22 protein-coding genes and 1 tRNA gene are annotated in these 26,476 nt (G+C 67.3%); 10 read left to right on the plus strand and 13 right to left on the minus strand.

Features of this window, described 5'->3' with window-relative positions; all coding sequences use genetic code 11:
• The first annotated feature begins 40 nt into the window (after positions 1-40).
• The gene (locus tag QC765_RS08320) at positions 41-583 is read left to right on the plus strand and encodes an SRPBCC family protein (protein ID WP_278313975.1); all 543 of its coding nucleotides are present in this window, start codon (positions 41-43) and stop codon (positions 581-583) included.
• Between the two features lie 14 nt (positions 584-597).
• Here QC765_RS08320 and QC765_RS08325 read toward each other — a convergent pair whose 3' ends face one another.
• The gene (locus tag QC765_RS08325) at positions 598-1,983 is read right to left on the minus strand and encodes a DEAD/DEAH box helicase (RefSeq protein ID WP_278313976.1); all 1,386 of its coding nucleotides are present in this window, start codon (positions 1,981-1,983) and stop codon (positions 598-600) included.
• Between the two features lie 327 nt (positions 1,984-2,310).
• Entirely contained in the window at positions 2,311-2,931 is a 621-nt protein-coding gene (locus tag QC765_RS08330; protein ID WP_278313977.1) for a helix-turn-helix domain-containing protein, read from the minus strand.
• 340 nt (positions 2,932-3,271) lie between these two features.
• Between QC765_RS08330 and QC765_RS08335 the strand changes: the two genes are divergently transcribed.
• A complete protein-coding gene (locus QC765_RS08335; RefSeq protein WP_278313978.1) occupies positions 3,272-4,168 on the plus strand; it encodes an alpha/beta fold hydrolase in 897 nt (298 codons plus the stop codon).
• Between the two features lie 57 nt (positions 4,169-4,225).
• Positions 4,226-5,500, plus strand: a complete 1,275-nt coding sequence (locus tag QC765_RS08340; protein WP_278313979.1) for a serine hydrolase domain-containing protein — start codon at positions 4,226-4,228, stop codon at positions 5,498-5,500.
• A gap of 16 nt (positions 5,501-5,516) precedes the next feature.
• On the opposite strand, the gene QC765_RS08345 is transcribed toward QC765_RS08340, so the two are convergent.
• On the minus strand, positions 5,517-6,026 hold the full coding sequence (locus QC765_RS08345; RefSeq protein WP_278313980.1) for an SRPBCC family protein: 510 nt from the start codon (positions 6,024-6,026) through the stop codon (positions 5,517-5,519).
• Between the two features lies 1 nt (position 6,027).
• Entirely contained in the window at positions 6,028-6,216 is a 189-nt protein-coding gene (locus tag QC765_RS08350) for a hypothetical protein (protein ID WP_278313981.1), read from the minus strand.
• A gap of 139 nt (positions 6,217-6,355) precedes the next feature.
• On the opposite strand from QC765_RS08350, the gene QC765_RS08355 reads away from it, so the two are divergent.
• Positions 6,356-6,889 (plus strand): peptidylprolyl isomerase, encoded by a 534-nt coding sequence (locus QC765_RS08355; RefSeq protein ID WP_278313982.1) that lies wholly within the window; start codon positions 6,356-6,358, stop codon positions 6,887-6,889.
• Between the two features lie 11 nt (positions 6,890-6,900).
• Positions 6,901-7,821 (plus strand): rhomboid family intramembrane serine protease, encoded by a 921-nt coding sequence (locus QC765_RS08360; RefSeq protein ID WP_278313983.1) that lies wholly within the window; start codon positions 6,901-6,903, stop codon positions 7,819-7,821.
• Between the two features lie 24 nt (positions 7,822-7,845).
• On the opposite strand, the gene QC765_RS08365 is transcribed toward QC765_RS08360, so the two are convergent.
• Both QC765_RS08365 and crgA read right to left on the minus strand, forming a co-directional pair.
• Complete coding sequence (locus QC765_RS08365; protein WP_278313984.1) at positions 7,846-8,292, minus strand: hypothetical protein; 447 nt, start codon at positions 8,290-8,292, stop codon at positions 7,846-7,848.
• Between the two features lie 88 nt (positions 8,293-8,380).
• The gene (crgA, locus tag QC765_RS08370) at positions 8,381-8,662 is read right to left on the minus strand and encodes a cell division protein CrgA (protein WP_278313985.1); all 282 of its coding nucleotides are present in this window, start codon (positions 8,660-8,662) and stop codon (positions 8,381-8,383) included.
• A 170-nt stretch (positions 8,663-8,832) separates the two neighbouring features.
• Between crgA and QC765_RS08375 the strand changes: the two genes are divergently transcribed.
• Together QC765_RS08375 and QC765_RS08380 are read left to right on the plus strand one after the other, a co-directional pair.
• The gene (locus QC765_RS08375) at positions 8,833-9,588 is read left to right on the plus strand and encodes a DUF881 domain-containing protein (RefSeq protein WP_278313986.1); all 756 of its coding nucleotides are present in this window, start codon (positions 8,833-8,835) and stop codon (positions 9,586-9,588) included.
• Between the two features lie 23 nt (positions 9,589-9,611).
• Complete coding sequence (locus QC765_RS08380) at positions 9,612-10,280, plus strand: aminodeoxychorismate/anthranilate synthase component II (RefSeq protein ID WP_278313987.1); 669 nt, start codon at positions 9,612-9,614, stop codon at positions 10,278-10,280.
• Here QC765_RS08380 and pknB read toward each other — a convergent pair.
• The 7 genes from pknB to QC765_RS08415 form a co-directional block, all read right to left on the minus strand.
• Positions 10,277-12,145 carry a Stk1 family PASTA domain-containing Ser/Thr kinase gene (gene pknB / locus QC765_RS08385; protein WP_278313988.1) on the minus strand — a complete coding sequence of 623 codons (1,869 nt, stop codon included), beginning with the start codon at positions 12,143-12,145 and terminating at the stop codon, positions 10,277-10,279. The genes QC765_RS08380 and pknB overlap by 4 nt on opposite strands.
• Positions 12,142-13,491: a protein kinase domain-containing protein gene (locus tag QC765_RS08390; protein ID WP_278313989.1), complete on the minus strand. Its 1,350-nt coding sequence runs from the start codon at positions 13,489-13,491 to the stop codon at positions 12,142-12,144. Before QC765_RS08390 ends, pknB begins: the two co-directional genes overlap by 4 nt.
• A gap of 2 nt (positions 13,492-13,493) precedes the next feature.
• Positions 13,494-14,972 carry a peptidoglycan D,D-transpeptidase FtsI family protein gene (locus tag QC765_RS08395; RefSeq protein WP_278313990.1) on the minus strand — a complete coding sequence of 493 codons (1,479 nt, stop codon included), beginning with the start codon at positions 14,970-14,972 and terminating at the stop codon, positions 13,494-13,496.
• Positions 14,969-16,420 (minus strand): FtsW/RodA/SpoVE family cell cycle protein, encoded by a 1,452-nt coding sequence (locus QC765_RS08400; RefSeq protein ID WP_278313991.1) that lies wholly within the window; start codon positions 16,418-16,420, stop codon positions 14,969-14,971. The genes QC765_RS08395 and QC765_RS08400 overlap by 4 nt, the downstream gene beginning before the upstream one ends.
• Positions 16,417-17,796, minus strand: coding sequence for a PP2C family protein-serine/threonine phosphatase (locus QC765_RS08405; protein WP_278313992.1), 1,380 nt, complete (start codon positions 17,794-17,796; stop codon positions 16,417-16,419). Before QC765_RS08405 ends, QC765_RS08400 begins: the two co-directional genes overlap by 4 nt.
• The gene (locus QC765_RS08410; RefSeq protein WP_278313993.1) at positions 17,793-18,257 is read right to left on the minus strand and encodes an FHA domain-containing protein FhaB/FipA; all 465 of its coding nucleotides are present in this window, start codon (positions 18,255-18,257) and stop codon (positions 17,793-17,795) included. Before QC765_RS08410 ends, QC765_RS08405 begins: the two co-directional genes overlap by 4 nt.
• 145 nt (positions 18,258-18,402) lie before the next feature.
• Positions 18,403-19,416, minus strand: coding sequence for an FHA domain-containing protein (locus QC765_RS08415; protein ID WP_278314057.1), 1,014 nt, complete (start codon positions 19,414-19,416; stop codon positions 18,403-18,405).
• Positions 19,417-19,671: 255 nt separating this feature from the next.
• On the opposite strand from QC765_RS08415, the gene QC765_RS08420 reads away from it, so the two are divergent.
• The 3 genes from QC765_RS08420 to QC765_RS08430 all read left to right on the plus strand — a co-directional run bounded on the left by QC765_RS08420 (position 19,672) and on the right by QC765_RS08430 (position 26,290).
• Positions 19,672-19,755, plus strand: a tRNA-Leu gene (locus QC765_RS08420).
• Between the two features lie 507 nt (positions 19,756-20,262).
• Complete coding sequence (gene gltB, locus QC765_RS08425; protein WP_278313994.1) at positions 20,263-24,849, plus strand: glutamate synthase large subunit; 4,587 nt, start codon at positions 20,263-20,265, stop codon at positions 24,847-24,849.
• Positions 24,842-26,290 carry a glutamate synthase subunit beta gene (locus QC765_RS08430; protein WP_278313995.1) on the plus strand — a complete coding sequence of 483 codons (1,449 nt, stop codon included), beginning with the start codon at positions 24,842-24,844 and terminating at the stop codon, positions 26,288-26,290. The genes gltB and QC765_RS08430 overlap by 8 nt, the downstream gene beginning before the upstream one ends.
• Positions 26,291-26,476 lie beyond the last annotated feature (186 nt).

Genomic DNA, 26,476 nt, shown 5'->3' on the forward strand with positions numbered 1-26,476 from the left:
TGCGGTTTCACGTGAAACCATCCCCTGCCATGCTGGACGCATGGAACAAAGCCGCCAATGGTCCGTCTCTCGATCCACCACTGTCAAGGTCGCGCCAGAGCAGGCATACTCACTGATCAGCGACCCCACGCGAACAGGGGAGTGGAGCCCGGAGAACACGGGCGCGAGCTTGCGGGAAAGTGCCCAGGGATCGTTGCGCGAGGGCGATGAGTTCGACGGCACGAACAAGCGGGGACCATTTCGCTGGATCACCCGATGCACCGTCACCCATGCCGTTCCGGGTAAACGATTCCGTTTCAAGGTCCGCCGCTGGGGAGTGGGGCTGCCATTGCTCAGGGTTCCGGTAGCGACCTGGGACTTCGAGCTCGAGCCCACCGATGGCGGCACGCGGATCACCGAGACCTGGACGGATGATCGTCGAGCGTGGCCCGATTCCCTGTGCCGCATCGTTGATCCCATGCTCACGGGCCAGCGCTCGTTCGCGGACTTCAACGCCCGCAACATCGAGAGCTCGCTCAAGCGCATGAAAAAACAGCTCGAGGATGGAGGCCACGAATCGCGGCCATCCATCCTCGAGCCCTAGCTCATAGCTGCTGGCTAGCGGCTGTCGCGCCGCGGAGCAGCACCGACCGGGCTCCGGTGCCCGGATCCGCCACGGCGGGGGTTGCCGCCATGGCTATGCGCGGTGCTGGCGGACCTGCCACGGCCCGCTCCGCCACGGCCGGAGCCACCCTGGCGCGCGGGGCCATGGCTCGGTCGGCCGTGGGCCTGGCGCGGAGCGCGCTCTGGCTCGGTGCGGATCACCATCGGTACGATGGCCGCCTTGTCACCGACGAGCGCGTTGACCGACGCATCACCGGGGGTGACACGGATCGGCTTGGCTGCGATCTCCGCCTTGCGGAGCAGCTTGCGAAGGTCCGAGCGCTGCTCGGGCAGCACGATGGTCACGACATCGCCCTGCTTGCCGGCGCGAGCGGTACGGCCTGACCGGTGCAGGTAGGCCTTGTGCTCGACCGGCGGATCAACATGGACGACAAGCTCGACATCGTCGACGTGGACGCCGCGCGCCGCGACATCCGTGGCCACGAGGACCCGAACGTTGCCCTTGCCGAACGCAGCGAGGTTCCGGTCGCGCTGGGCCTGGGAGAGGTTGCCGTGGAGATCGACCGCGGGGATGCCGTTCTCGCTCAGCTGGCGCGCCAGTCGCTTCGCATGATGCTTGGTGCGCATGAACAGGATTCGCCTGCCGGTGCCACTGGCGAGCTCGGAGATGAGGTCGCGCTTGGAGCTCGCGTTATCAACCTCGAAGATGTGGTGCGTCATCGCGGCGACGGGGGAGTGCTCCTCGTCGACGGAGTGCATCATGGGGCTATTGAGGAACTGCTTGGCGAGGCTGTCGATGCCATTGTCGAGAGTGGCCGAGAAGAACAACCGCTGCCCGTTGCGAGGGGTGGCGGAGAGGATCCGGCGCACGCCAGGCAGGAACCCGAGGTCGGCCATGTGATCAGCCTCGTCGAGGACGGTGACCTTGACCTCGTCGAGCGAGATGAGGCGTTGCTTCATGAGGTCCTCGAGCCGGCCCGGGCATGCGACGACGATGTGCGCGCCGCGCTTCAGTGCGTTGACCTGCTTGGACTGCGGAACGCCACCGAAGACGGTGGTGACCCGCATGCCGCTGGCGGCGGCGAGCGGAGTGATGACGGCGGCGATCTGCGTGGCGAGCTCGCGAGTGGGGGCGAGCACCAGGCCGCGCGGCATGGAGGGGCGGATCTGGGGCGCATCGGCGATCCGTGCGACCAGGGGGATAGCAAACGCGAGGGTCTTGCCGGACCCCGTGCGGCCGCGCCCGAGGATGTCGCGCCCGCCGAGCGAATCGGTGAGCGTATCGATCTGGATCGGGAACGCAGAGGTCTTGCCGTCGGTGGCCAGCGCCTTGCAAATGTTCGCGGGCACGCCAAGATCAGTGAATGTGGTAGTGCTCATGGTGCCTTTCCGGCATCGGGCCCCGGCCTCGCTCCAGGCCACGGCCACCATCATTCGATGGCTAGCCGCAGGGGCGGGCAGGGTGCTATTGGCGAACACGCCAACTAGGCGCATCCGTTCGCCGTATGAAGAATCTTCGACCCGCTGGGATTCCGCGTGCTCGCGGGGCAGGGGGGAGAGAGGAAGCCGTCTACGACGCGAGCCGGGAGGACTGCCAGTCCGTTCCCAGCTTCTGAAGCAGAGTGTAGCCGGCTCGCGAGCCGATCGCGCAGGGGCGGATCGAGCAATGGAGTGCGTTGGCTCACAATGTATGCGGGACGAGAAGGCTCAGGACTGGTCCTCGATCACGATTCCGGCATTCGTGGTGCCGTTCTCGGCGAGGGGCTCGTGGCGCCGATCGTCCCACCATTCGCGGAGGGTCCGGCGCCGTGGGGGACGGCGGCGGTGCTGCGCTGCTGCCACGGACGAGGTGGACGTGCTGGTTGTCTCGCTGGTGGACGTGGCGCTCGCCGGCTTGGCCGCCTCAAGCATGCGTAGCGCGGTCCGCAGGTCGGAGACCCGGTCGAGTCGCTCCTGGGCAAGGGTTTCCGCGGCCGCGCGCAGGGCCGCCTCGCTCTCTGCCCGGGTCTTGATCGAGAGGAGCTCGGTCTCGAGCTCCTTGACGCGGCCCTCGAGCTTCGACAGCTCGGGGACCTCGGCCTTCTCCAGGCCGCGCACGGCCTCGGCCTTGCCAGGGGCATCCTCGGGCGGCGCCGGGCGGTCTGGCTTGAACCCCGCGGCGAGCAGGTCCTCGAGGGGGATCTGCCAGCCGTCCTCGGTCTTGACCGCTCCGGGCAGCTTGCCACCGTCTAGCGCGCGCTGGATCGTGGCACGCCCCACGTTGCAGCGTCGAGCTGCCTCGGCTGCTGACCATCGTGGCCGAGTGGACGTCGTTGCTTGATCGGTCATGCCCGCTATGATGCCCGGTTGCCTGCCCGCGCGGTAACCGGACACGCCCGCTGGCGCGGAACTTCACGCGGATGTCACGGAATCTTCCCTGCAAGCAGCCTCATTCCCAAGCGTGGACAGCCATGATGACCGGATGCCTGCCCGCGGCGGTATGCTGCATTCCGGCAGGCTGGATCACCCCGTGCGGTAATGTGATGCGGATCACGGAAGTGCTTGCCTCGTGAACGGAATGCGCGCGGGGATCGAGCTGAGCAGCTACAGCGTGACCGTGAGCGGTGTGATCATCGTGCGTGCCACGTCCGTCCGAGCAAGGGGGTGAGGTCCGGTGAGCGCGGAACGAATGCCTCAGTTGGCAAGCCCGGTGCAGCGCAGTCATGCGCGGCGCCGCGAGGGCTATGTCGTCATCGACGGAAAACGCGTGGGCATCACCGAGTTCGGCGCAGGGGGCCGCCTGGTCATCCTCGCGCCCTCCCTGATGCTCTCCCGGCGCATGCATGAGCCGCTCGCGCAGGAGCTCGCGCGCCGGGGCTTCCACGTCGTGTGCGTCAACAACGTGCTGGCCGCCAAGCGTGGACCGGGCGATCCGGAGGACTACAGCGCGGAGGCGCTCGGCCGCAGGATGGTCGGCCTGCTCGATGCGATCGGCGGCGAGGTCGCTGTGTTTGGCGGAACCTCCATCGGAGCGAGCGCCGCGCTCGAGGCGGCCGTTCTCGAGCCGAACCGCACCGTCGGGGTGATAGTGGAAGCCCCCCTGCTTGATCGTGGCGCGCTGCGCCTCGCACCAATGCTGACCATCGCTCACGAGGTCCTCGCGCGCGGCCACGCCTTCTTCTGGCTGGCACGGCGCTTCGCGGGCCTCCTCCCTGCCGAGTCGCTAGCGACCCGGTTGTGGTGGGATTTCCTGTCCGCCTCGCGGACCGAGCAGGCAGCGATGATGCAGGGCCTCATGCTGGGCCGCATCGCGCCACCCCGCCGGGAGCGGAGCCGCATATCGGTGCCCGTCCTTGTCCTGAGATCACGGCGGGACCCCTCTCATTCGTCGGCGGACTCCGACCGCCTCGCCGCGGACATCCCCGATACCCAGCTGCACGAGATGGGGTCGCCCACCACGCTTCGCGGCAACGTCCGCATGGTCTCGCCCGCGATCGTGAGCTTCCTCAGCGAGGCCTTCGCCGCGCCCTGGGTGATCGCGCGCACGATCTACACGCCCAATATCGGGGACTCGTACCTGAACTAGCCCCGGTGCGCGCAGCGAATGGCCGGTACGCCTGGCGCGGCGCGGTAGCGTGTTGACGTGTTGTCGAGCAGAACAGGCGAGGAACTCAGCGTCCACGGGCATGCCGATGAGCGGTTCGCTCCTGTCGTTGAGGCATTCACCCGGAACTTCACCCATCACCACGAGATCGGCGCGGCGCTGGCTATTTACCAGCATGGCAAGCCCGTCGTGGATGTGTGGGCGGGCTACCGGGATCTTGGCCGCGGGCTGCCCTGGCAGCGGGATACGCGCGCCCCGGTGTTCTCGACCACCAAGGGCATCACCGCGCTCGTGATCGCCAGCGCGGTCAGCCGCGGGATCCTTGACTATGACTCCGCGGTGACGGACTGGTGGCCCGAGTTCGGCCAGCATGGCAAGGAAGCAGTGACGGTCCGGCAGCTTCTTGATCACCAGGCTGGGCTACCCGTGATCAGTACCCCCTTGCGCACTGCGGACCTGCATGATCTCGACGCGCTCGCGGGGATCCTCGCGGCGGAGCAGCCACGGTGGGAGCCGGGCACGGCCCACGGCTACCATCCGGTGTCGCTGGGCTTCTACCTCAACGAGCTATTCCGCCGGGCCGATCCTCGGCAGCGCACGATCGGGCAGTACCTTGCCGAGGAGATCGCGGGGCCGCGTGGCCTGCAGGTGAGCATCGGAACCGCGGTCAATGGCGCGGGAGCCTCCGGCGAGCGCACCGTCGGCGCGGACGAGCTCGCGCTGCTCCGGGCCGCGACCCGTGGGGTCCTGGTGGACAACGCGCGCGACATTCCGTGGCGCATGGTGCTCGATATCGCGCGGCACACGGCGCTCAAGCAGCAGCGCATCTCGGTCGAGGCATTGTCGAACCCGCGCGTCGGCCTGCCGCAGCACGCGAGCCGCGAGAGCTTCATCGCCCCGGAGATGCCGTCCTCGAACGCGGTCGCCACGGCCCGCGCGATCGCGGCGCTGTACTCCGACGCAGCAACACCGGGGAGCAGCGAGATGATCTCTGACGAACTGCGGGCCAGGCTGGCCTCGCCATCGGAGCCAGGGGCAGTACCCGATCATGACCTGGTGCTGAACGTACCGAGCCGGTACCACCTGGGCTTCCGCAAGCCGCACCCGACGTTCCCGTTCGGGCGTCATCCCGGCGCAGGAGATGGCGACGGCCGCGCGTTCGGGACGACCGGGATCGGGGGCTCGTTCGGCTACGCCGACCCCACCGCCGGTATCGGCTTCGGCTATGTGATGAACCAGCTCGGTGTCGCCATGCTCGATGACCCGCGGCCCCGGCGGATCCGGGTGGCGCTCGATCAGGTCCTCCGCAGCTAGCTGGGGCAGGAGCTGGCTAGCGGCGGAAGTACTTCTCGGTGTCCTTGACGAGCGAGCCGAACGCGGCCTTGAGAGCTGGCCCGGCCAGCTTGAGGCCCGGAGCGAGCAGCAGTTGCCCCTCGATCGCGAAGCGCCACGTGAAGCGCGTCCCGGACGGGATGGCCTCGAGCCTGGTGTACTCGCCGAACTTGCGCAGCCCAGGGGCCGTGGAGGAAACCACGGAGAAAGCGTTCTCATAGCGCTTGCCGGGCTCCTCCTCCCAGTGGAAGTAGCGTTCCTCGACCGTGACGAGCCCCGGCATGAGGGTGATGCGGCGTCGCGTGCCGAGGCCGAATGGTCGCTCGGTGAGATACGCGCCGTCCTTGACGAGCGTGCACCAGGACAGGGGCGCGTCGCCGTTGAGAGCGGCCCACATCTCATCGATGTCGACGGGGATGTCGGTGGTGAAGGAGGCTTGCACGGGAGCAGTATCAAAGAACCCGAGATCGATCTCCTCGAGCGGGAACCGCGGCATGATCCGTGTCATTTCACGACACCGCCCCGGGGAACCCCGCGTCGTCGTAGTCGGCGATCCGCGGAGGCCGGGCGGCCGGCTCGTCGACCATCTCGCCACGCGCCATGAACATCCGTACACCGCTGGCAACGCCAGCGAGGATGGCCGTACCTGCGATGGCCTGGAACAACACCCGGTTGCGCGACTTCTTGGCGGCAGCCATGGACCCTCCTTGGGATCGAGGACAGTGTTCGCGGAGCCCTACCGGGATCCGTTGCTCCAACCCTAGTGCGCGGGCACGGTTCGTGGATACCTCACGGGTCCATCGCCCGCCACGGGTCCAGGGATGGCACCATGGGAGCGTGAACTCACCTCAGCAGACCGCCGTTGCCACGCTCCACACCAACCACGGCGACATCAAGATCTCCCTGTTTGGCAATCATGCCCCGAAGACGGTCGTGAACTTCGTTGGCCTCGCCACTGGTACCGCCCACTACTCGCGCGAGAACGCATCGGGAGGCTCCGAGGGCCCGTTCTACGACGGCTCCATCTTCCACCGCATCATCGACGGCTTCATGATCCAGGGCGGCGACCCCACCGGCACGGGCCGGGGCGGCCCCGGCTACCAGTTCGGCGACGAGTTCCACCCCGAGCTCAGCTTTGATCGCCCGTACCTCCTCGCCATGGCCAACGCCGGGCCCGGCACGAATGGCTCGCAGTTCTTCATCACGGTCACCCGCACGCCGCACCTGAACATGCGCCACACCATCTTCGGCGAGGTCGTGGACGCTGATAGCCGCGCGGTGGTCGATTCCATCGCCAACACGCGCACGGACCGCTCCGACCGTCCCGTCGACGATGTGGTGATCTCCAGCATCACCATCGACGAGCAGTAGGCCGCGCCCGCATGTCCCATCCTGGCGGGGTGCCCCCCGAGCAGCCTTCGTTGCCGGGGTGCACCCGCCACCCGGATCGTCCCACTGGCCTGCGCTGCAACCGGTGCGGCCGGCCCTACTGCCCCGAGTGCCTGCGCGAGGCGGCAGTGGGCTACCAGTGCGTTTCCTGCGTTTCCGAGGGCGCGCGCACCATTCGGCCCGCTCGCAATGTCGCCGGGGCTCCGCTGCGCACGATGACCGGCCGACCAGTGGTCACGCTGTCGCTCATCGCGCTCAACACGCTGGTGTACCTGCTGACGGCCGCGCAGTCGGCGAGCCTGGTCTCGAACTTCCGCGCCTCGGCGCTCTTCGAAGCATGGGCGCTGGTGCCGTTCTATGTCGCGGTGGGGGAGTACGAGCGCCTCATCGGATCGGGGTTCCTGCACTACGGCCCGTTGCACCTGCTCGTGAACATGTTCGTCCTCTACATCGTGGGCCGCGAGGTGGAGGCCGTGCTCGGCCGCGGCCGGTATCTCGCTGTGTATGCGGTGTCGCTGCTCGGTGGCTCCGTGTCGGTGATGTGGCTCGAGAACGTCCTGGCCGCCACTGTGGGCGCGTCGGGGGCCGTGTATGGCTTGTTCGGCGCGATGGCGGTGATCCTGCTGCGCCTGCGCCAGAACGCGACCGGCATCTTCGTGATCATCGGCATCAATGTGGTCATCAGCATCACGATCCCGGGGATCTCGCTGTGGGGTCATCTTGGCGGGCTCGTGGCGGGCGCGGTAGCGGCGGCCATGCTGCTCTACGTGCCGATGCTGCTCGCGCGTCCCGGGCAGGGAAAAGCGCCGGGGCGTCGCATGGGGCTCATCGCGCTCGCGGCGCTGGCTGCCACGCTCATGGTGGCCGTGCTGATCCGGGTCGTGGAGCTGCGCTCGATCATCCTGGGTGCCTGAGAAGAGCAGCCCTGAACCGACGGTTCAGCGTGGGAAGCCGTGGATCCAGAGCTGCTCGGCCACGCGACGGGGGTCCTCGTCAAGCTCCCAACGGCCTCGCAGGATGAGCCGGTCCGCGGGATGGCGGGGCTCGATACCGAGCAACCAGGAACTGCGCGAGCGGTGCCGCCGCTGCACGGTGACCGCCACGACATCCTCGGCGTGGAGCTTGTGAGCCGTGCGGAGCAGTCCACGTACGTGCAGCTGCGGCTGCCCATCGGCCTCGGCCAGCACGATCGCGGAACGGGCGAGCCATGCGGTGGTGCCGAGCAGCACGGCCGCGGCCAGGCAGGCGAGGACGACCGCGACCGGGTCACGCCGGGCCAGGAACGCGGCGAGCACGAGAACCACGGTGCCCACGGCGAGCGCGATGACCGTGCCTGGCGCGGCGGACCAACGGGCAATCACCGGTTCGTGGCGATGACCAGGCATGTTATCCACACAACTTATCCACAGGTGGGGAAAATGATACGCATGTGATCTGGCTCATCCCGAGCTCTTCGTGGCGCGCCCGTGCCGGTCATCGCCAGCGCAGCGTCATCAGCAGCCCGACGATCCACAACCCGAAGCCGATCAGGAAGTTCCACGCGCCGAGCCCATCGAGCCACGCGATCTGCGGCCCAGCGAGGTAGTACACCACCAGCCACACCAGTCCGGCCAGCATGAACCCCAGCATGAGGACCACATACCACGTGCTCGAAGGGCCTTTCACCTTCACTGGAGTACGGCTGACCGAGCCCGACGGACCGCCCGCCGGGGAACCAGTGCCCCCGTGGTGCTTGCGAACACGTGACTTCGGCATTCCAACCTCGCCTCTCGGTTTCCTCGACCACTCCGCGTCCGGACCGGCCCATAGCGCCTCCGCGGCCACTGCCGCGTGCTTCCCCTACACGCTAACCTAGCTTTACCTCCCGCAGCATCATCGAACAGGCAGTCAACGACCCGCCAACCATCTAGCCCCCGAGGGACACCATGCGCGGCACCCGCACCCGAGAACTCCACCAGAGTGTTCCGTGGCGCTGGGGCGTCCCCCTGGTGTGCCTCCTCGCGGGCCTCATGCTCGCCGTCACGCATCAGTCCTCCCTGGGGGAGGAGACACGGGACACGGGGCCGTCCCGGTTGTCCAGCCTGGTGCGAGCGGCCGAGAGCAGCAGCGCCGAGAGTGGCCAGCGCGCCGCGAGCCTTGCCGCCGAGATAGCTGGCCGCCAGGCCACCATCGGATCGACCGACGACCGTGTCGCCACGACCCTCGAATCGCTCTCCGGCCTCGTAGCAGCGAGCGACCGGGGCCCGCTCGAGGGGGAAGGCGTGACTGTCACGCTCACGGACGCCTCCCGCGACCAGCAGGGCAACTATCCGAGCGGGGCGGCCCCGGATGACCTCGTCGTGCACCAGCAGGACCTGCAGAGCGTCATGAATGCGCTGTGGGCCGGGGGCGCCCGCGCCCTCCAGGTGCAGGACCAGCGCATCACTACGCTCAGCGCGCCCCGCTGCATCGGCAATACCTTGCTGCTGCACGGCCGCGCCTACAGCCCGCCCTACGTGATCACCGCGATAGGCCCCCCGGATGACCTCGTCGATGAGCTCGACGACGCTCCCGGCGTGCGCCTGTACCAGCAGTACGCGGCGCGCTATGGCCTTGGCTTCGAGGTGGTCGAGCATGAGGAGATCGCTGTGGTGGCCGCCGACGATGCGCCGAGGCTCCGGCACGCGACACCACTGGAGTGATCGCCAGGGGCTAACCTGGATCCATGCGGATCCTCGTCGTCGACAACTATGACAGCTTCGTGTTCAACCTTGTCCAGTACCTCGGGCAGCTCGGAGCCGACGCGGATGTCTGGCGCAATGATGACCCCCGCTTCGGCAGCCGCGAGCTCCTGCGCGAGCATGCCCGCGACTACGATGGGATCCTGCTCAGCCCGGGGCCGGGCACGCCGCAGCGCGCCGGTGCCACCATGCCTTTCGTCGAGGTCGCTGCCGAGGAAGGAACGCCGCTGCTTGGTGTTTGCCTCGGGCACCAGGCCATCGGGGCCGCCTTCGGTGGCATCGTGGAGCGTGCCCCGGAGCTCCTGCACGGCAAGACCTCGATCGTGCACCATGATTCCCGCGGCGTGCTCGCCGGCCTTCCTGATCCGTTCACCGCCACGCGCTATCACTCGTTGTCGGTGCGGCCGAGCAGCCTGCCTCCGGTGCTCGAGGCGACCGGCCACACCGATAGCGGGATCATCATGGCGATGCAGCACCGGGAGCTGCCGATCCATGGCGTGCAGTTCCATCCGGAATCCGTGCTCACCCAGGGCGGGCATCGCATGCTCGCCAACTGGATGGAGATGTGCGGGCAGCGCCCCGAGGAGTCCATCATCAGTCGGCTGGAGGACGAGATGTCAGCGGCGCTGGGAGTGGCGCTCGAGCCGCGCTAGCGGGGGATGCCCAGCTCGCCGACGTCGACCGCGATCGCGTCCTGCCGACCGATCTCGGTGCCGGCGGGCAACTGCTGCGAGATGATGCGCCCCACTTCAGCAGGGTTGAGGGTTGGTTGCCGGGACTCGCGGAGATTGCTGCCGGACCAGCCGAGCGAGCGCAGCGTCTGCAGCGCGTCGGGGGGCCGGAGCCCGACGAGGTTGGGCATCACCATGCGCGCGCCGTTGGATACGCGCAGCGCGATATCCGTGCCCGCCGTGGCCTGCGTCCCGCCCGGTGGTGTCTGGCCGACCACGGTGTTGACCGGTTCCGTGGAATCCACATCCTCGCGGCGCACCCCGAATCCCGAGGCGCTCAGGTTCGCTTCCGCGACCGCGATCTCCTGACCGGTCACATCCGGAATCCGGATCAGGGCGGGCCCGGTCCCCACGGCCACGCGCACAGTGGTGCCGACGGTGACGCTCACTCCCGATGACGGGTTCTGCTGCACGATGAGGTCGCGCTCCTCGAGCGTCGAGCTAGCCTCCTCCACGGTGGAGGCTAGCTCGAGCCCTGCCTCATCGAGCAGCTCGCGCGCCTCATCGACGGTGCGGCCGCCGAGGTCGGGCACAGCGACACGGCCAGGCCCGCTCGACACGTAGAGCGCCACGGTGCTGCCCGGATCGACCCGCGCTCCCGATTCGGGGGAGGTGCCGACCACATCGCCCTCCGGCACCGTGGCATCGGATCGCGGCTCGATGTAGATGTCGAAGCCCAGCTCGCGCAGCTGGCGCTGCGCCTCCGCCGAGGACTGGCTGACCACCGAGGGCACAGTGACCAGCTCGTCGACCGGCTCACGATCCGAGAACACGGATAGGGCCGCCGCCGAGCCCAGCATGAGCAGCAGCACGAGCACAGCGATCCACCGCAGCGGGCGGCCTCGCCGACGTGGCACCGCGGGCTCGTCGTCGTGATGCCGCTCCTCGGGCGCTCCGATGATGGTGGTCAGCTCGTCGTCAGTGAGGATGGTGGGCGCGCTCGGCTTCTGCCCGCCGAGGGCCACGACGATGTCCTCGCGCATCTCCGCAGCCGTCTGGTACCGGTTCGCGGGGTTCTTGCTCATCGCCTTGAGCACGATCGAGTCCAGCACGCGCGGCACCGTTGGCTCGATGCGCGACGGCGGGATCGGATCCTCCTTCACCTGCTGGTACGCGACGGCGACCGGGCTATCGCCAGTGAAGGGGGGCTGCCCGGTGAGGATCTCGTAGAACACGCAGCCGAGCGAGTACACATCCGAGCGAGCATCGACCTTGTGCCCCTGTGCCTGCTCGGGCGACAAGTACTGAGCGGTACCGATCACGGTCGCGGTCTGGGTGACCGAGTTCGTGGTATCAGCGATGGTGCGGGAGATGCCAAAATCCATCACCTTCACCGCGCCCTCACCGGTCACCATGATGTTGGCGGGCTTCACATCGCGATGGATGATGCCGCTGGCATGGCTGAACTCGAGAGCGGTGCACACATCCGCAGTGATCGACATCGCCCGCTCGGCAGGGATCGGGCCCTCGTTGTGGAGGATGTCGCGCAGCGTGTCGCCCTCGACGTACTCCATGACGATGTAGGGCAGCGGGCCGGTATCGGTCTCGGCGATCCCGGTGTCATACACCGCCACGATGGTGGGATTGTTCAGCGCCGCTGCGTTGTGGGCCTCGCGCCGGAAGCGCAGGTAGAAAGTGGGGTCGCGGGCGAGATCCTGCCGGAGTACCTTGACCGCGACATCACGCTGGAGCCTCAGGTCGCGCGCGCGATGCACCTCGGACATGCCGCCGAAGCCGATCGTCTCGCCAAGCACGTACCGGCCAGACAACTCCTGGGGAGCAATCATGGCGTCGGATCTCCAGTCGGCTCGCTAGGATCCGTGCCTGGCTCTGGCTCGGTCGTCGGCTGGCTCGGTTCGCTCGGTTCGCTGGTCTCCGGCTCGGTAGTCGTTTCCTCCGTCGTCGGCTCCGGCTCGGTCGTCTGCTCGGTGGTCGGGGCCTCGCTGGTCACTGGCGCGGTGGGTTCCGGCTCGATGAGCGTCGGCTGCACCGGGGCTGGCGGGGGCACGCGGCTATCGAGCATGTCGCTGATCATCATGATCGCGGCGGTGATGCCGACGAGGATGAACATCGCGGCAGCACCCCAGGCGAGGGCCTTCTGGCTGTTCGACATGCCGTCGTCGCGGGGAGCCGCGTAGTACGGGGCCTGGCGCGCGGCTGTCATGGGCGCGCCGCCCGCGATGCCATGCCGGGTGGTGGGCGCGGCCATGATCCTTGTCGCATCGGCCTGGCGGTGCGCGGCGGGCGCGGCGACGGGAAGGTCCCCGCTGATCGCGTGCCGCGGATCGTCGGGAGCACGGCCCGCGCGTGCCGCGGCGACGGCTTTCGCGAACGATCCGCCATCGGGGTACCGGGCTCGTGGGTCCTTCGCGAGCGCTGCCTCGATCACCACGCGTGCTTCGGGCGGGATGTCCGTGGGCAGTGGCGGGGGAGTCTCGTGGATGTGCTTCATCGCCACGGTGAGGGCACCCTCGCCGGTGAAGGGCCGCGTGCCGGTGAGCGCCTCGTAGCCGACGATGCCGAGCGAGTAGACATCGCTGGCCGCGGTGGCTGGCTGCCCTTGTGCTTGCTCCGGCGAGATGTACTGGGCTGTGCCCATGACATGCCCGGTGCGGGTGATGGGCGCGGCATCGACGGCCTTGGCAATGCCAAAGTCGGTGATCTTGACCTGGCCGTCGGGGGTGATCAGGATGTTCCCGGGCTTGACGTCCCGGTGGACCAGCCCGGCATCGTGGGCGACTTGCAGCGCGCGACCGGTCTGCTCGAGCATGTCGAGGGCTAGCGGCAGGGGGATGTTGCCCATGCGCGAGAGGACCTTGTTCAAGGGTTCCCCGTTGACGAATTCCATCACGAGGTAGGCCAGGGGCGCTCCCGTGGCGTCGTCAGTGGATTCGCCGTAGTCGAAGATGCTCGCGATGCTCGAGTGATGCAGTTGCGCGGTGGTCCGTGCCTCGGTGCGGAACCGGGCGAGGAACTCGTCGCTGGAGGACAGTTCCGGCTTGAGGATCTTCACGGCCACGCGACGGTCGAGCCGGGTATCGCGTGCCTCCCAGACCTCGCCCATGCCGCCGCTGGCGATGAATCGCTGCAGGCGGAAGCGGTCGGCGATGATGCTGCCACTGTGCAAGACCACGGCTATCCCCCCTGCAGCGCGGCCTGGATGACTGCACGGCCGATTGGCGCCGCGACCGAGCCACCGGTGGCCGAGAGCGATCCGTTCCCACCATCCTCCACGATCACCGCGACGGCAACCCGTGGCGCCTGTGCCGGAGCGAACGCGATGTACCACGTGTGGGGAGCAGTGTTCGAGGGGTCCGCGCCATGCTCGGCAGTGCCAGTCTTCGAGGCGATCTGCACGCCGCCGCTGCCGCTCGTGGATTGCTCGGAGGCGATCATGAGTTCGGTGAGCGTCTGCGCGACGCTCGACGGGATCGCCTGCTCGACGGCCTGCGGCTCGCTGGACGACAGCACCGACAGGTTTGGTCCCTGCAACTGGTGGATCAGGTGTGGCTCCATGCGCGTCCCATCATTGGCGATGGTCGCGGCGATGACCGCGTTCTGCAACGGGGTGAGCGCCACGTCGCGCTGCCCGATGCTGCTCTGGCCGAGAGCCGCGTCATCGGCGATCTCGCCGACCGTTGACTCGGCGACGGGGAGCGGGACATTCCACTGGCCGCTATCGATGCCAAAGGCGCGCGCGGTATCACGGAGCGCCTCGGCACCGGTCTCGATTCCCATCTGGACGAACGCCGTGTTGCACGACAACCGGAAGGCGTTGAGCAGCGTCGTGGTTTCCCCGCCACCACAGCGGGAGCCACCATAGTTCTCCAGGGTGGTGGTGGTTCCCGGCAACGTGTACTGGGGCGCGGCGGTGAACGTGTCGCTTGGTGTCACGCCATTCGCGAGCGCGGCCGCGGTGGTGATGACCTTGAACGTCGAGCCCGGGGGATAGGTGCTCTGGGTGGCCCGGTTGAGCATCGGCTGGTCCGGATCCTGTGACAATTCGTCCCAGGCGGCGTTGCTCACCGCCGGATCATGGTCCGCGATGCGGTTGGGGTCGTAGGACGGCGTGCTCGCCATTGCCAGGATCTCACCGGTCGCGGGCTCGATCGCCACGACCGAGCCGGTGTAGCCGCGGCGCGCGAGCTCGTTGTAGGCGACCTGCTGGACGTAGGGATCGATCGTCGTCACGACGTTGCCACCACGTGGGTCGCGCCCGGTGATCATGTCCACGAGGCGCCTGGCGAAGAATCGATCATCGGAGCCGTTGAGGATGTCGTCCTCGGTGTTCTCGAGCCCGCTGGTGCTGTGATTGAGCGAGTAGAAACCGGTGATCGGCGCGTACGCCGCAGCGCTGTTGGGGTAGGCCGGATCGACTGGATACGTGCGCTGGTAGCGGAAGCGCGTATCGGTCGGCACGGAGGACGCCAGGACCTGCCCGGCCGCCGAGATCTGGCCGCGGTGGCGGGAGAACTCGTCGAGCAGGACCCGGGTGTTCAGCGGGTTGGAGCGCAGCTCTCCGGCACGGATTACCTGCACGTACGCGGAGTTGCCGATGAGGATGACGATCATCGCCATCATCGCGATCGCGACGCGTCGCAGCGGAGTGTTCATGGGCGCCTCACCATCGCGGTCGGGGCATCCGAGATCGGTGGTGGCGGGGTCCGTCGCGGATTCGGATCGTGGGGCGACCGGGCCTCATGGGAGATCAGCAGCAGGATCGCCACCAGGATGTAGTTCGCGAGCAGCGAGGAGCCACCATAGGACAGGAACGGAGTGGTCAGGCCGGTCAGGGGGATCAGCTTGGTGACGCCACCGACCACGACGAAGACCTGGATCGTCAGGATGAATGACAGCCCTGCGGCGAGCAGCTTGCCGAAGCTATCGCGCACCGCCACCGCGGTCCGCACGCCACGCACCATGATGATCAAGTACAGCAGCAGGACAATGGTCAGCCCGAACAGTCCGAGCTCCTCGCCGATGGCGGAGATGATGAAATCGGTCTTGGCGAACGGCACATCGTTGGGCCTGCCGCTGCCGAGCCCGGTGCCGCCGATTCCGCCGGTCGCGAGGCCGAACAGCGAGTTCGAGATCTGGTACCCGGTGCCGTAGTAGTCATCGAACGGGTCGAGCCAGGTGCTGACCCGGATGCGGACATGGCCGAACAGGAAGTACGCGGCGGTGGCGCCGACCATGAAGATCGACGCTCCAATGACGACCCAGCCGACTCGTGCGGTCGCCACGTACATCAGGACGAGCACGGTGGAGTAGAGCAGCAGCGACATGCCTAGGTCGGTCTGGAAAACGAGGATGGCGAGCGCGATGCCCGCGGCGGCAAGGACGGGCGCTAGATCGCGCATGCGCGGGAAGTCCATGCCCAGCACATGCTTGCCCGCGGAAGTGAAGAGCTCGCGCTTGGCGACGAGCAGGCCGCAGATGAAGATGATGATAAGGATCTTGGAGAACTCAGCGGGCTGGATGCTGATGAAGGGCAGGCGGATCCAGATCTTCGCCCCGTTGACCTCGGAGACGCTTGCTGGCAGGAAGGCCGGGAGCGCCAGGAACACCAGCCCGGCGAGCCCGACGGTGTAGGAGTAGCGGGCGAGCCTGCGGTGATCGCGCAGGAGGAACAGCACGGTGATGAACACGGCGATGCTCACCGTGGTCCACAGGATCTGCTTGGCGGCGTCCGGGGCGGGGATGGCGCGCCCGGCGGTGCGAGCGAGCTCCTCGTCCGCGAGATCGAGCCGGTGAATGAGCACGAGCCCCAGGCCATTGAGCAGCGCGACGATAGGCAGGATCACGGGATCAGCGAAGGGCACGAACAGGCGAACAGCGAGGTGCGCGATGGCGACGAGCACGAGGTAGGCGATTCCATACTTCGCGAAGTCCGACGTGAGTGCTTGTTCCTTGGAGGCCATCACCAGTACGAACGCGACGGCGACGATAGCCGCAGCGAGGACGAGCAGGCCGAGCTCGGCGTTCCTCGCAGTGCGGCCGAGCCGCGAGGATGTTTCCTCCGGCGGGACGCCAGGGGCGGGTGCTGGGTAGCGCACGCTCATGATGGACCTGTCCGGCATGTCGATCCGGGGATCTGCAGCTGCCGCAGCGCGGGGGTGCTCGCCTCCTCCGGTTCCGCGTCGGAAGCCTCGGGCGCCAGTGGCTCGCACACGGGCAGGAGCTCGTTGGTGAGCAGTTGCATGAGCTGCTCCTCCGCGTCCTCGCGCGACCCGACGGGAAGCCCGAGGCGGACCTGCTCGCGAGCGGATGGCACGAGGTCCTCGACGGCGAGGATCGTGCATTCGGCGCTATCGGCGGTGCTATCAGCATCGATGGTCGTCACGGCGCCACCGGCTGCCACGCATCCGACGCTGTCCGCGGATTGCAGCGGCACGCCGAGGAACGAACCGGTGAGGCCACGGAGGATCGCGATCTGCCCGTCGGACTCGCCAACGTAGTAGTTCGATCGGATGACGGTCCGTGCGATGAGCGCGCTGGTGACGAGCAGCACGACGACCGCCGCGATAGCGATCCAGGTCCAGAGCCGTCGCGGGCGCCGGGAGGCGGGAGCGGCGGAAGTGCTGGCCGTGGATACCGGACGGCTCGGTTGCACCCGTGGCGGTCGCATCGCTGCGGCGCGGCCCGCGGATGTGTTGGGCAGGGGGGTGTCCTCGACCTTGCCCGAGACCGCGCCCGCGAGGATGGGCCGGCTCTGCCCGAAATCGACGTCCAGGACGTCCGCGACGATGACGGTGACATTGTCGGGGCCGCCACTGCGCAGGGCGAGCTCGATCAGTCGATCGGCTGCCTTGTCATGGTCGCCCTCGCTGAGCGTGTTGGCGATAGTCTCGTCGCTGACCACGTCGGACAGGCCATCGGAGCACAGCATGTACCGGTCGCCCACGCGGACCTCGCGCACAGTGAGGGTGAGTTCCACATCGTTGCCCGTCAGGGCTCGCATGATCAAGGAGCGCTGGGGATGGTTGTGGGCTTCCTCGGCACTGATCTTCCCGGCATCGACGAGCGACTGCACGTAGGTATCGTCGCGGGTGATCTGCGTCAGCGTTCCGTCGCGCATCAGGTAGGCGCGCGAGTCCCCGACGTGAACGAGGCCGAGCTTCGAGCCGCCGAACAGGATCGCGGTGAGGGTGGTGCCCATGCCCTCGAGCGCGGGCTCCTCCTCGACCTGCTCGGCAATGATCCGGTTGCCGGCATAGGTGGCTTCCTCGAGCTTTCCGAGGAGGTTTCCTCCCGGCTCGTCATCATCGAGGTGCGAGAGGGTGGAGACAACGAGCTGGGAGGCGATCTCACCGGCGGCATGCCCGCCCATTCCGTCGGCGAGCGCGAGCAACCGGGCGCCGGCGTAGACCGAGTCCTCATTATTGGTGCGCACCAGGCCGCGGTCGCTTCGCGCGGCGTATCTCAGAACGAGTGTCACGATCTCAGCTCGATTACGGTCTTGCCCACGCGGATGGGCGTCCTGAGTGGAACGCGTACAGCAGTAGTGACTTTGTCCCGGTCGAGAAATGTCCCGTTGGTAGACCCGAGATCCTCGAGGTACCAGTCGCTCCCGCGCGGTGATATTCGCGCGTGCCGGTTCGAGGCATAGTCATCGGTGAGGACCAGGGTGGAATCATCCGCGCGACCAATGAGGATCGGAGCGGTATCCAGCGCGATGCGTGTTCCCGCGAGCGCCCCCTGCGTCACCACAAGGGTGCGGGCGGTCCTGCCGAGCCCCCGCATGCCGAGGGAGCGGCCGCCCGCCCGGTCGCGGCGTGGCGCGCGCAGGCCTGACTCCGCATAGATGTCGGTGCGCAGCACCCGCAGCACGGCTAGCACGAACAGCACGAGAAGGAGGAGGAAGCCGGCCCGGGTCAGCTGCAGGATGAGACCCTGCATCAGCGCGCACCTCCTCTCATGACGTCGCGGTCCCCGCATGGTGGGCCGATGCCGCACACTCTACCGGCGACCGGTAGCGCGGATGGGTGGTATCCGTGGCCGGACGCTCGCCGTACACGGTACCTGGCTCCCGCTCGCGTGCGGCTCACCCGATTCGCACGATGATCTCGGAATGGCCCACCCGGATCACATCCCCATCGGCGAGCTGCCACACGGTGATGGGGGATCCGTTGACAGTGGTCCCGTTCGTCGAGCGCAGGTCCGAGACGAGCGCGAGCTGGCCATCCCAGCGGATCTCCGCATGCCGCCGGGAGACGCCCGTGTCGGGCACGCGGAATTGTGCTTCCTGGCCGCGGCCGATCACCGTGGCGCCGGGGCGCAGGGTGAGGCTCCGTCCGCTGCCATCGCTGAGCTCGAGCACCGCGGTCAGCGTCCTGGGCGACCAGGACGTCCGGGAGCGTGGCGGCTGGGCGATAGCGGTCTGGTCGAAGTAGGTTTCCTCGGCGAAGTCGGCGTCGTCGTACTCCGAGTCGTCGAAGCCGGAAGCCCCGTTCCCGGGTGCCGAGGGATACATCTCGCTCGCGGCCTGGTCGGGCACCCGCCGATAGGACGAGGGAACGCCCGTGTCCTCGTGCGGGCGGCCACGCCGCGTGCCGAACAGATGGCGGCCGAGGCCGCGCATGACGTCGCTCTGGGGTGACATCGATTCCCCTCCTGGTTCTTGCTCATCGTGGGTAGGTTCTGGTGCTGCTGGCATGGGCCATACCGAGCCGTGCGCCTCGGGCGAATCGATATCGGGGTCCGTGTGGCCCGCTGCGCGGAACTGCCCAGTGTGCATCTCCTCGGAAGGGCTGAACCGTACCCGGACGCCGGCGCACGTCTGCCATCCCTGCTCGGTGATGAACTCGCCGAGGTGGCGGGCGAAGACGCGCTCGGTGAGCTCCCGGTCCGCGATGAGCCGCTCATGGTCCGAGGCGCCGATAGTGACGGTGAAGCTGTTGGGGGCAAGAAGGTAGCCGCCCTCGAGCCGGGAGACACCTTCCTCGGCTGCCCGGCGCAGCGCCGCCTCAATCTCCTGCGGCACGACCGCGCTGCGGAAGAGCCGGGCGAAGGCATCACCCACTGCCTCCTCGAGCCGACGTTCGAAGCGGTCGAGCATGCCCACGTCGGATCTCCTCTCGAGGCGGTGGTGGTCAGGGTGGCGCGTCGGGCCGGGAGGCCCTGGCGAGGTCGTGCGGGAGGCACGGGAGGGTGCCCGGCGACATAGTCATGTGCTGCTGACATCGTAGGGGGAAATAGCCGCTTCTCGTGGCGGCGAATGCAGGTCTTGGCCGAGCCGTGACACAGGGAATCCCTATCGTGATCTGCTGTTTATCCTTTGGGGTTGAATCGTGCTACTGTGTTGCGGTCGCTCGGGCGAGTGGCGGAATAGGCAGACGCGCTGGCTTCAGGTGCCAGTGTCCGAAAGGACGTGGGGGTTCAAGTCCCCCCTCGCCCACATCGTTGGCCGCAGTTGATTCTCATCGCTGCGGCCAATATCTATTTGTGCCCCGTTTAGCGTTCTGCCGCCATGCGGGGGCACGGCCCCGGGGATTGGCCATCCAGGTGGTGTGGCAGCGAATGCCCGGGGCGGGTGGTGCGATGCTCCCTGGTTCCGGCATACTGGACAGCGGTGGGATGGCGCGAGCCCGCGACACGGATTGCCTGTGCCGCATCTCATAGCATAACCGATCAAGATCCGAATATGCACAGGTCAGGCGAGTAATTAAGTTAACCTAACTTGCCCTGACCATAGCCCCCTGCCCTATCGTGGAGGCTTGAGCTGAGCGCAACGGAGCAACCAGTTCGACGGACGAGCGCGCAAGCACAGGCTGCGGATCATCGCCACCTGACGCCTTCGGTCCACAATCGCCGTAGTGTGAGCGTCCGTCCCACTCGGGTACTTGGTCCCACCGGATCCTGCACCGCGAGACATTGACCGTCATCCCAGCCGCGAAAGCGACCTATGAAGAAGATGCCCGGCCGGAACGGCCTATATGACCCCGCTCATGAGCACGACTCGTGTGGTGTGGCGTTCGTCGTCGACATGCACGGTCGGCGCAGCCGCGACATCGTCGACAAGGCGATCACCGCCCTGCTCAACCTCGAGCATCGCGGTGCCGCTGGCTCCGAGCCCAACAGTGGCGACGGAGCGGGCATCCTCATCCAGGTTCCCGACAGGTTCTACCGCGAGGTAGTTGACTTCACGCTGCCCGAGGAAGGTGCCTACGCCACTGGTGTCGGGTTCTTCCCGCAGGGCGCTTGGGCCGCCAAGAAGGCACGCACCGCGTTCGAGAAGCTCGCCACCAGCGAGGGCCTGGAGATCCTGGGCTGGCGCGAGGTCCCCGTGGACGCCTCCGGCCTTGGCAGGATGGCGCGCGACGCCATGCCATCCTTCTGGCAGCCGTTCATCAGCTCCCCTGACGCTTCCCTCAGCGGCCTCGATCTCGAGCGCCGCGTGTACGTGCTGCGCAAGCGCGCCGAGCACGAGCTCGGCCAGGAGGGGCCCGGCGAGGACGGCCCCGGCCAGGAGACGGTGTACTTCCCGAGCCTGTCCCCGCGCACCATCGTCTACAAGGGCATGCTCACCACCCCGCAGCTCAAGGAGCTCTACCTCGATCTGCAGGATGATCGCGTCGAGAGCGCGCTCGGCATCGTGCACTCCCGCTTCTCCACGAACACGTTCCCCTCGTGGCCGCTCGCGCATCCGTTCCGGCTCGTCGCCCACAACGGTGAGATCAACACCGTCAACGGCAACGAGAACTGGATGCGTGCCCGCGAGGCGCTCATCAAGACCGACATCTTCGGCGAGGGCGCCCTCGAGAAGATCTTTCCCGTCGCCACTCGTGGCGCCTCCGATACTGCCCGCTTCGACGAGGTGCTCGAGCTGCTGCACCTCGGTGGACGGGAACTGCCGCACGCCGTGCTGATGATGATCCCCGAGGCGTGGGAGCGCCACGAGACCATGGATCCCGCGCGCCGCGCGTTCTACCAATACCACTCCACGCTCATGGAGCCCTGGGACGGCCCGGCATCGGTGTGCTTCACCGATGGCTCGCTCGTGGGCGCGGTGCTCGACCGCAATGGCCTGCGCCCCTCCCGGATCTGGGTCACCGACGACGGCCTCGTCGTCATGGCCTCGGAGGTCGGAGTCCTCGACATCGACCCCGCCAAGGTGGTCAAGCGCATGCGCCTGCAGCCGGGCCGCATGTTCCTCGTCGACACCAACGAGGGTCGCATCGTCAGCGACGACGAGATCAAGTCCGAGCTGGCCGCGCTGCAGCCCTACCAGGAATGGCTGGACAAGGGCCTGCTGCCGCTCGACAAGCTCCCCAAGCGGGTGCACGTGCACATGCCGCACAAGCGGGTGCTCCTGCGCCAGCGTGTCTTCGGGTACACCCAGGAGGAAGTGAACATCCTCCTCTCGCCGATGGCGCGCACCGGCGCCGAAGCCATCGGCTCCATGGGGACCGACACTCCGATCGCCGTTCTCTCGGCGCGGCCACGGTTGATCTACGACTACTTCCAGCAACTGTTCGCCCAGGTCACCAACCCGCCGCTCGACGCGATCCGCGAGGAGCTCGTCACCAGCCTCGGCGGGACCATCGGACCCGAGGGCGACGTGCTCAACCCCACAGAGGCATCCTGCCGGCACATCCTGCTGCCGCAGCCGATCCTCGACAACGATGATCTCGCCAAGCTCATCCACGCCAACGATGACGGCAACCTGCCCGAGTTCCGCTCCGTGGTGATCTCTGGCTTGTTCAAGGTCTCCGAGGGTGGCGAGGGGCTGCGCAAGGCGCTCGCGGAGATGCGTCGGCAGGCATCCGACGCCATCGAGGGCGGCGCGCGCATCATCGTGCTGTCGGATCGCAACTCCAACGAGTACTACGCGCCCATCCCGGCGCTGCTGATGACCTCGGCGATCCACCACCACCTCGTCCGGGAGAAGACCCGCACCAAGATCGGCCTGATCGTCGAGACCGGTGACGCCCGCGAGGTGCACCACATGGCGCTGCTCATCGGCTATGGCGCAGCCGCGATCAACCCGTACATGGCCTTCGAGACCATCGAGGATCTTGTCGAGCGCCGCCAGCTCAATGGCTTCGACTTCGAGTCCGCGGTGAAGAACTACATGAAGGCCGCGGGCAAGGGCGTGCTGAAGGTCATGTCCAAGATGGGCATCTCCACGCTGTCGTCCTACACCGGCGCGCAGCTCTTTGACTGCATCGGCATGTCGCAGGAGCTTCTCGACGAGTACTTCACCGGCACCAAGTGCGCCATCGAGGGAATCGGGCTCGACGAGATCGCCGAGAGCGTGCGCCGTCGTCACGCCATGGCCTACCTCGACCGGCCCGAGGAGCGCGCGCACCGCGAGCTCGAGATCGGCGGCGAGTACCAGTGGCGCCGCGAGGGCGAGTACCACCTGTTCAACCCGGAAACGGTGTTCAAGCTCCAGCACGCCACGCGGACCGGCCAGTACAAGGTCTTCAAGGAGTACACCAACCTCATTGACGACCAGAGCGCGCGGCTCGCCTCGCTGCGTGGCCTGTTCAAGATGCGCGAGGGCGTCCGCGAGCCGGTCCCGATCGACGAGGTCGAGTCCGTCGAGGAAATCGTCAAGAGGTTCAACACCGGTGCCATGAGCTACGGCTCCATCTCGGCCGAGGCTCACGAGACCCTGGCCATCGCCATGAACCGCCTCGGTGGCCGCTCCAACTCCGGCGAGGGCGGCGAGGATGTCAGTCGCTTCACCCCGGACGAGAACGGCGACTGGCGCCGCTCGGCGATCAAGCAGGTAGCCTCGGGCCGCTTCGGCGTCACCTCGCACTACCTGACCAACTGCACCGACATCCAGATCAAGATGGCCCAGGGCGCCAAGCCAGGAGAGGGCGGGCAGCTGCCCGGCCACAAGGTGTACCCCTGGGTCGCCGAGGTGCGCCACTCCACCCCGGGCGTGGGACTGATCTCGCCGCCCCCGCACCACGACATCTACTCGATCGAGGATCTCGCGCAGCTCATCCACGATCTGAAGAACGCCAACCCTGGCGCTCGCATCCACGTCAAGCTCGTCTCGGAGATCGGTGTGGGCACCATCGCCGCCGGCGTCTCCAAGGCGCACGCCGATGTCGTGCTCATCTCCGGCCATGATGGTGGCACCGGCGCCTCGCCGCTGACCTCCCTCAAGCATGCCGGGGCGCCCTGGGAGCTCGGCCTCGCCGAGACCCAGCAGACCCTGATCATGAACGGCCTGCGCGACCGCATCGTCGTCCAGGTCGATGGCCAGATGAAGACCGGCCGCGATGTCATCATCGCCGCCCTCCTCGGTGCCGAGGAGTATGGCTTCGCCACCGCTCCGCTCGTTGTGTCCGGCTGCATCATGATGCGTGTCTGCCACCTCGACACCTGCCCGGTGGGCATCGCGACCCAGAACCCGGCCCTGCGCAAGAAGTTCATCGGCAAGGCCGAGTTCGTCGAGAACTTCTTCCGCTACATCGCCGAGGAGGTGCGCGAGTACCTCGCCGCGCTCGGGTTCCGCAGCATCGACGAGGCCGTCGGCCAGGTCCAGATGCTCGATCTCACCCAAGCGATCGACCACTGGAAGGCCAACAAGCTCGACCTCAGCCCGATCCTCGTGCAGGCCGAGTCGTTCTTCGAGGGCCAGGCCCTGCGCCAGACCCAGGTCCAGGATCATGGCCTCGACAAGGCGCTCGACAACACCCTGATCGAGCAGGCGAAGGCTGCGCTGGAGGACGGTACTCCGGTCACGATCGACACCAAGATCACCAACGTCAACCGGACCGTGGGCACGATGCTCGGCCACGAGGTCACCAAGCGGTACGGCGGCGAGGGCCTGCCCGACGACACCATCTCGATCACCCTCACCGGATCGGCCGGAAACAGCTTCGGCGCCTACGTGCCCAAGGGCATCACGCTGAAGCTGAACGGTGACTCCAACGACTACATCGGCAAGGGCTTGTCGGGCGGCAAGATCATCGTGCGGCCCAGCGCGCAGGCTCCCAGCGACTTCGTCGCCGAGGAGAACATCATCGGCGGCAACGTCATCCTCTACGGCGCCACCAAGGGCGAGGTTTTCCTGCGTGGCATCGTTGGCGAGCGCTTCTGCGTCCGTAACTCCGGCGCCACCGCTGTTGTCGAGGGCGTCGGCGATCACGCCTGCGAGTACATGACCGGCGGCCATGCCGTCATCCTCGGCAAGACCGGGCGCAACTTCGGAGCAGGCATGTCCGGCGGCGTCGCCTACGTCTACAACCCGAACAAGGTGTTCGAGGACGACGTCAACCGCGAGATGGTCGATGTCGAGGATCTCGACGCCGATGACAACAAGTGGCTGTACGACACCATCGAGCGGCACCACGAATACACCGGCTCCACGGTTGCCGAGGGAATCCTGAAAAACTGGTCGCATGAGATCACCCACTTCGTCAAGGTGATGCCGCGCGACTACAAGAAGGTCCTTCAGGCAATCGAGACCGCCAAGAGGATGGGACACGACGTGAACGAAGCAATCATGGAGGCCGCTCGTGGGTGATCCAAGAGGCTTCCTCAAGCACGGCCGGGAACTTCCCGTCCGGCGGCCAGTCGCGCTTCGCTTGCTGGACTGGCATGAGGTATACGAGCCATTCGACAAGAACCTCCTGCAGACACAGGCCGGCCGCTGCATGGACTGCGGCATCCCGTTCTGCCACGAGGGCTGCCCGCTCGGGAACATCATTCCCGAGTGGAACGACCTCGTGTACAAGGACCGGTGGAAGGAAGCGATCGATCGGCTTCACGCCACCAACAACTTCCCGGAGTTCACCGGGCGCCTGTGCCCCGCGCCCTGCGAGGCAGCCTGCGTGCTCGGCATCAACGAGCCAGCGGTCACCATCAAGCAGGTCGAGGTCGAGATCATCGACCACGCTTTCGAGCAGGGCTGGGTCGAGCCGGTTCATCCGCGCCACACCACTGGCAAGTATGTCGCTGTGGTCGGCTCCGGGCCGGCTGGCCTCGCGGCGGCGCAGCAGCTCACCCGTGCGGGGCATGCGGTGACGGTGTACGAGCGCGCTGACCGCATCGGTGGCCTGCTCCGCTACGGCATCCCCGAGTTCAAGATGGAGAAGCGCCACATCGACCGGCGCATCGCCCAGATGGAGGCCGAGGGCACCATCTTCCGCACCGGGGTCAATGTCGGCGTGGACCTGCCCGTCGAGCAGCTGCATAGCGACTTCGACGCGGTCGTTCTCGCCGGAGGCGCCACACAGTGGCGCGACCTCCCCATCCCGGGGCGCGAGAACGAAGGCGTCTACCAGGCGATGGAGTACCTCCCCATCTCCAACCGCGTGCAGTTCGGTGACATCGACGAGCCCACGATCTCCGCGAAGGGCAAGAAGGTCGTCATCATCGGTGGTGGCGATACCGGTGCCGACTGCCTCGGCACCTCGCTCCGCCAGGGCGCCGAGATCGTGCACCAGTTCGAGATCATGCCGCGGCCACCGGAGGAGCGTCCCGACGCGAACCCATGGCCGACCTACCCGATGATCTACCGGGTCTCCTCGGCGCACGAGGAAGGTGGCGAGCGCGTCTACTCCGTCAACACCGAGGAGTTCCTCGGCAAGGACGGCAAGCTCACCGGCCTGCGCGCGCACGAGGTGAAGATGGTCGACGGTCGCTTCCAGAAGGTCGAGGACAGCGACTTCGAGCTCGAGGCTGACCTCGTCTTCCTCGCGATGGGCTTCGTCGGTCCCGAGAAGGAGGGTCTGCTCGACAAGCTCGGCGTCGACTACACCGATCGTGGCAATGTGTCCCGCGACTCCAACTGGGGCTCCACTGTTCCCGGCGTGTTCGTCGCCGGCGACATGGGCCGCGGCCAGTCACTCATCGTCTGGGCCATCGCCGAAGGACGAGCCTGCGCCTCCGCGGTCGACCAGTACCTCGAGGGCAGCACCGCGCTCCCTGCACCGGTCAAGACGACCACCATGCCGATGCGCTGACATCTCCAGCACAAAGAGGGCCCCGGGCACATCATGCCCGGGGCCCTCGCTGGTTCATGCCGCTTGGGGTGCCGCGGCGCTGCGCCGGCGCCGGCGTCAGCCTCCGCTGCCCCTCGCACTGGCAAAAGCACGGGAAACCGTCAAACGCGATAGAAAAAACACGGGTTCGGCCGCGGGTTCTATCGC

This window comes from Hoyosella levis (assembly GCF_026008515.1).
GTDB classification, from domain to species: Bacteria; Actinomycetota; Actinomycetes; order Mycobacteriales; family Mycobacteriaceae; genus Lolliginicoccus; species Lolliginicoccus levis.

Bases quoted from the DNA above. Each gene is read 5' to 3' on its own strand.
- QC765_RS08350 (WP_278313981.1), bottom strand. From the start codon at position 6,216: ATGGCTGCCGCCAAGAAGTCGCGCAACCGGGTGTTGTTCCAGGCCATC.
- QC765_RS08395 (WP_278313990.1), bottom strand. From the start codon at position 14,972: ATGAACACTCCGCTGCGACGCGTCGCGATCGCGATGATGGCGATGATC.
- QC765_RS08415 (WP_278314057.1), bottom strand. From the start codon at position 19,416: ATGCTCGACCGCTTCGAACGTCGGCTCGAGGAGGCAGTGGGTGATGCC.
- QC765_RS08325 (WP_278313976.1), bottom strand. From the start codon at position 1,983: ATGAGCACTACCACATTCACTGATCTTGGCGTGCCCGCGAACATTTGC.
- QC765_RS08375 (WP_278313986.1), top strand. From the start codon at position 8,833: ATGCGCGGCACCCGCACCCGAGAACTCCACCAGAGTGTTCCGTGGCGC.
- pknB (WP_278313988.1), bottom strand. From the start codon at position 12,145: ATGATTGCTCCCCAGGAGTTGTCTGGCCGGTACGTGCTTGGCGAGACG.
- QC765_RS08365 (WP_278313984.1), bottom strand. From the start codon at position 8,292: ATGCCTGGTCATCGCCACGAACCGGTGATTGCCCGTTGGTCCGCCGCG.
- crgA (WP_278313985.1), bottom strand. From the start codon at position 8,662: ATGCCGAAGTCACGTGTTCGCAAGCACCACGGGGGCACTGGTTCCCCG.
- gltB (WP_278313994.1), top strand. From the start codon at position 20,263: ATGAAGAAGATGCCCGGCCGGAACGGCCTATATGACCCCGCTCATGAG.
- QC765_RS08400 (WP_278313991.1), bottom strand. From the start codon at position 16,420: ATGAGCGTGCGCTACCCAGCACCCGCCCCTGGCGTCCCGCCGGAGGAA.
- QC765_RS08335 (WP_278313978.1), top strand. From the start codon at position 3,272: ATGCCTCAGTTGGCAAGCCCGGTGCAGCGCAGTCATGCGCGGCGCCGC.
- QC765_RS08380 (WP_278313987.1), top strand. From the start codon at position 9,612: ATGCGGATCCTCGTCGTCGACAACTATGACAGCTTCGTGTTCAACCTT.
- QC765_RS08345 (WP_278313980.1), bottom strand. From the start codon at position 6,026: ATGACACGGATCATGCCGCGGTTCCCGCTCGAGGAGATCGATCTCGGG.
- QC765_RS08360 (WP_278313983.1), top strand. From the start codon at position 6,901: ATGTCCCATCCTGGCGGGGTGCCCCCCGAGCAGCCTTCGTTGCCGGGG.
- QC765_RS08320 (WP_278313975.1), top strand. From the start codon at position 41: ATGGAACAAAGCCGCCAATGGTCCGTCTCTCGATCCACCACTGTCAAG.
- QC765_RS08410 (WP_278313993.1), bottom strand. From the start codon at position 18,257: ATGCAGGGTCTCATCCTGCAGCTGACCCGGGCCGGCTTCCTCCTCCTT.
- QC765_RS08330 (WP_278313977.1), bottom strand. From the start codon at position 2,931: ATGACCGATCAAGCAACGACGTCCACTCGGCCACGATGGTCAGCAGCC.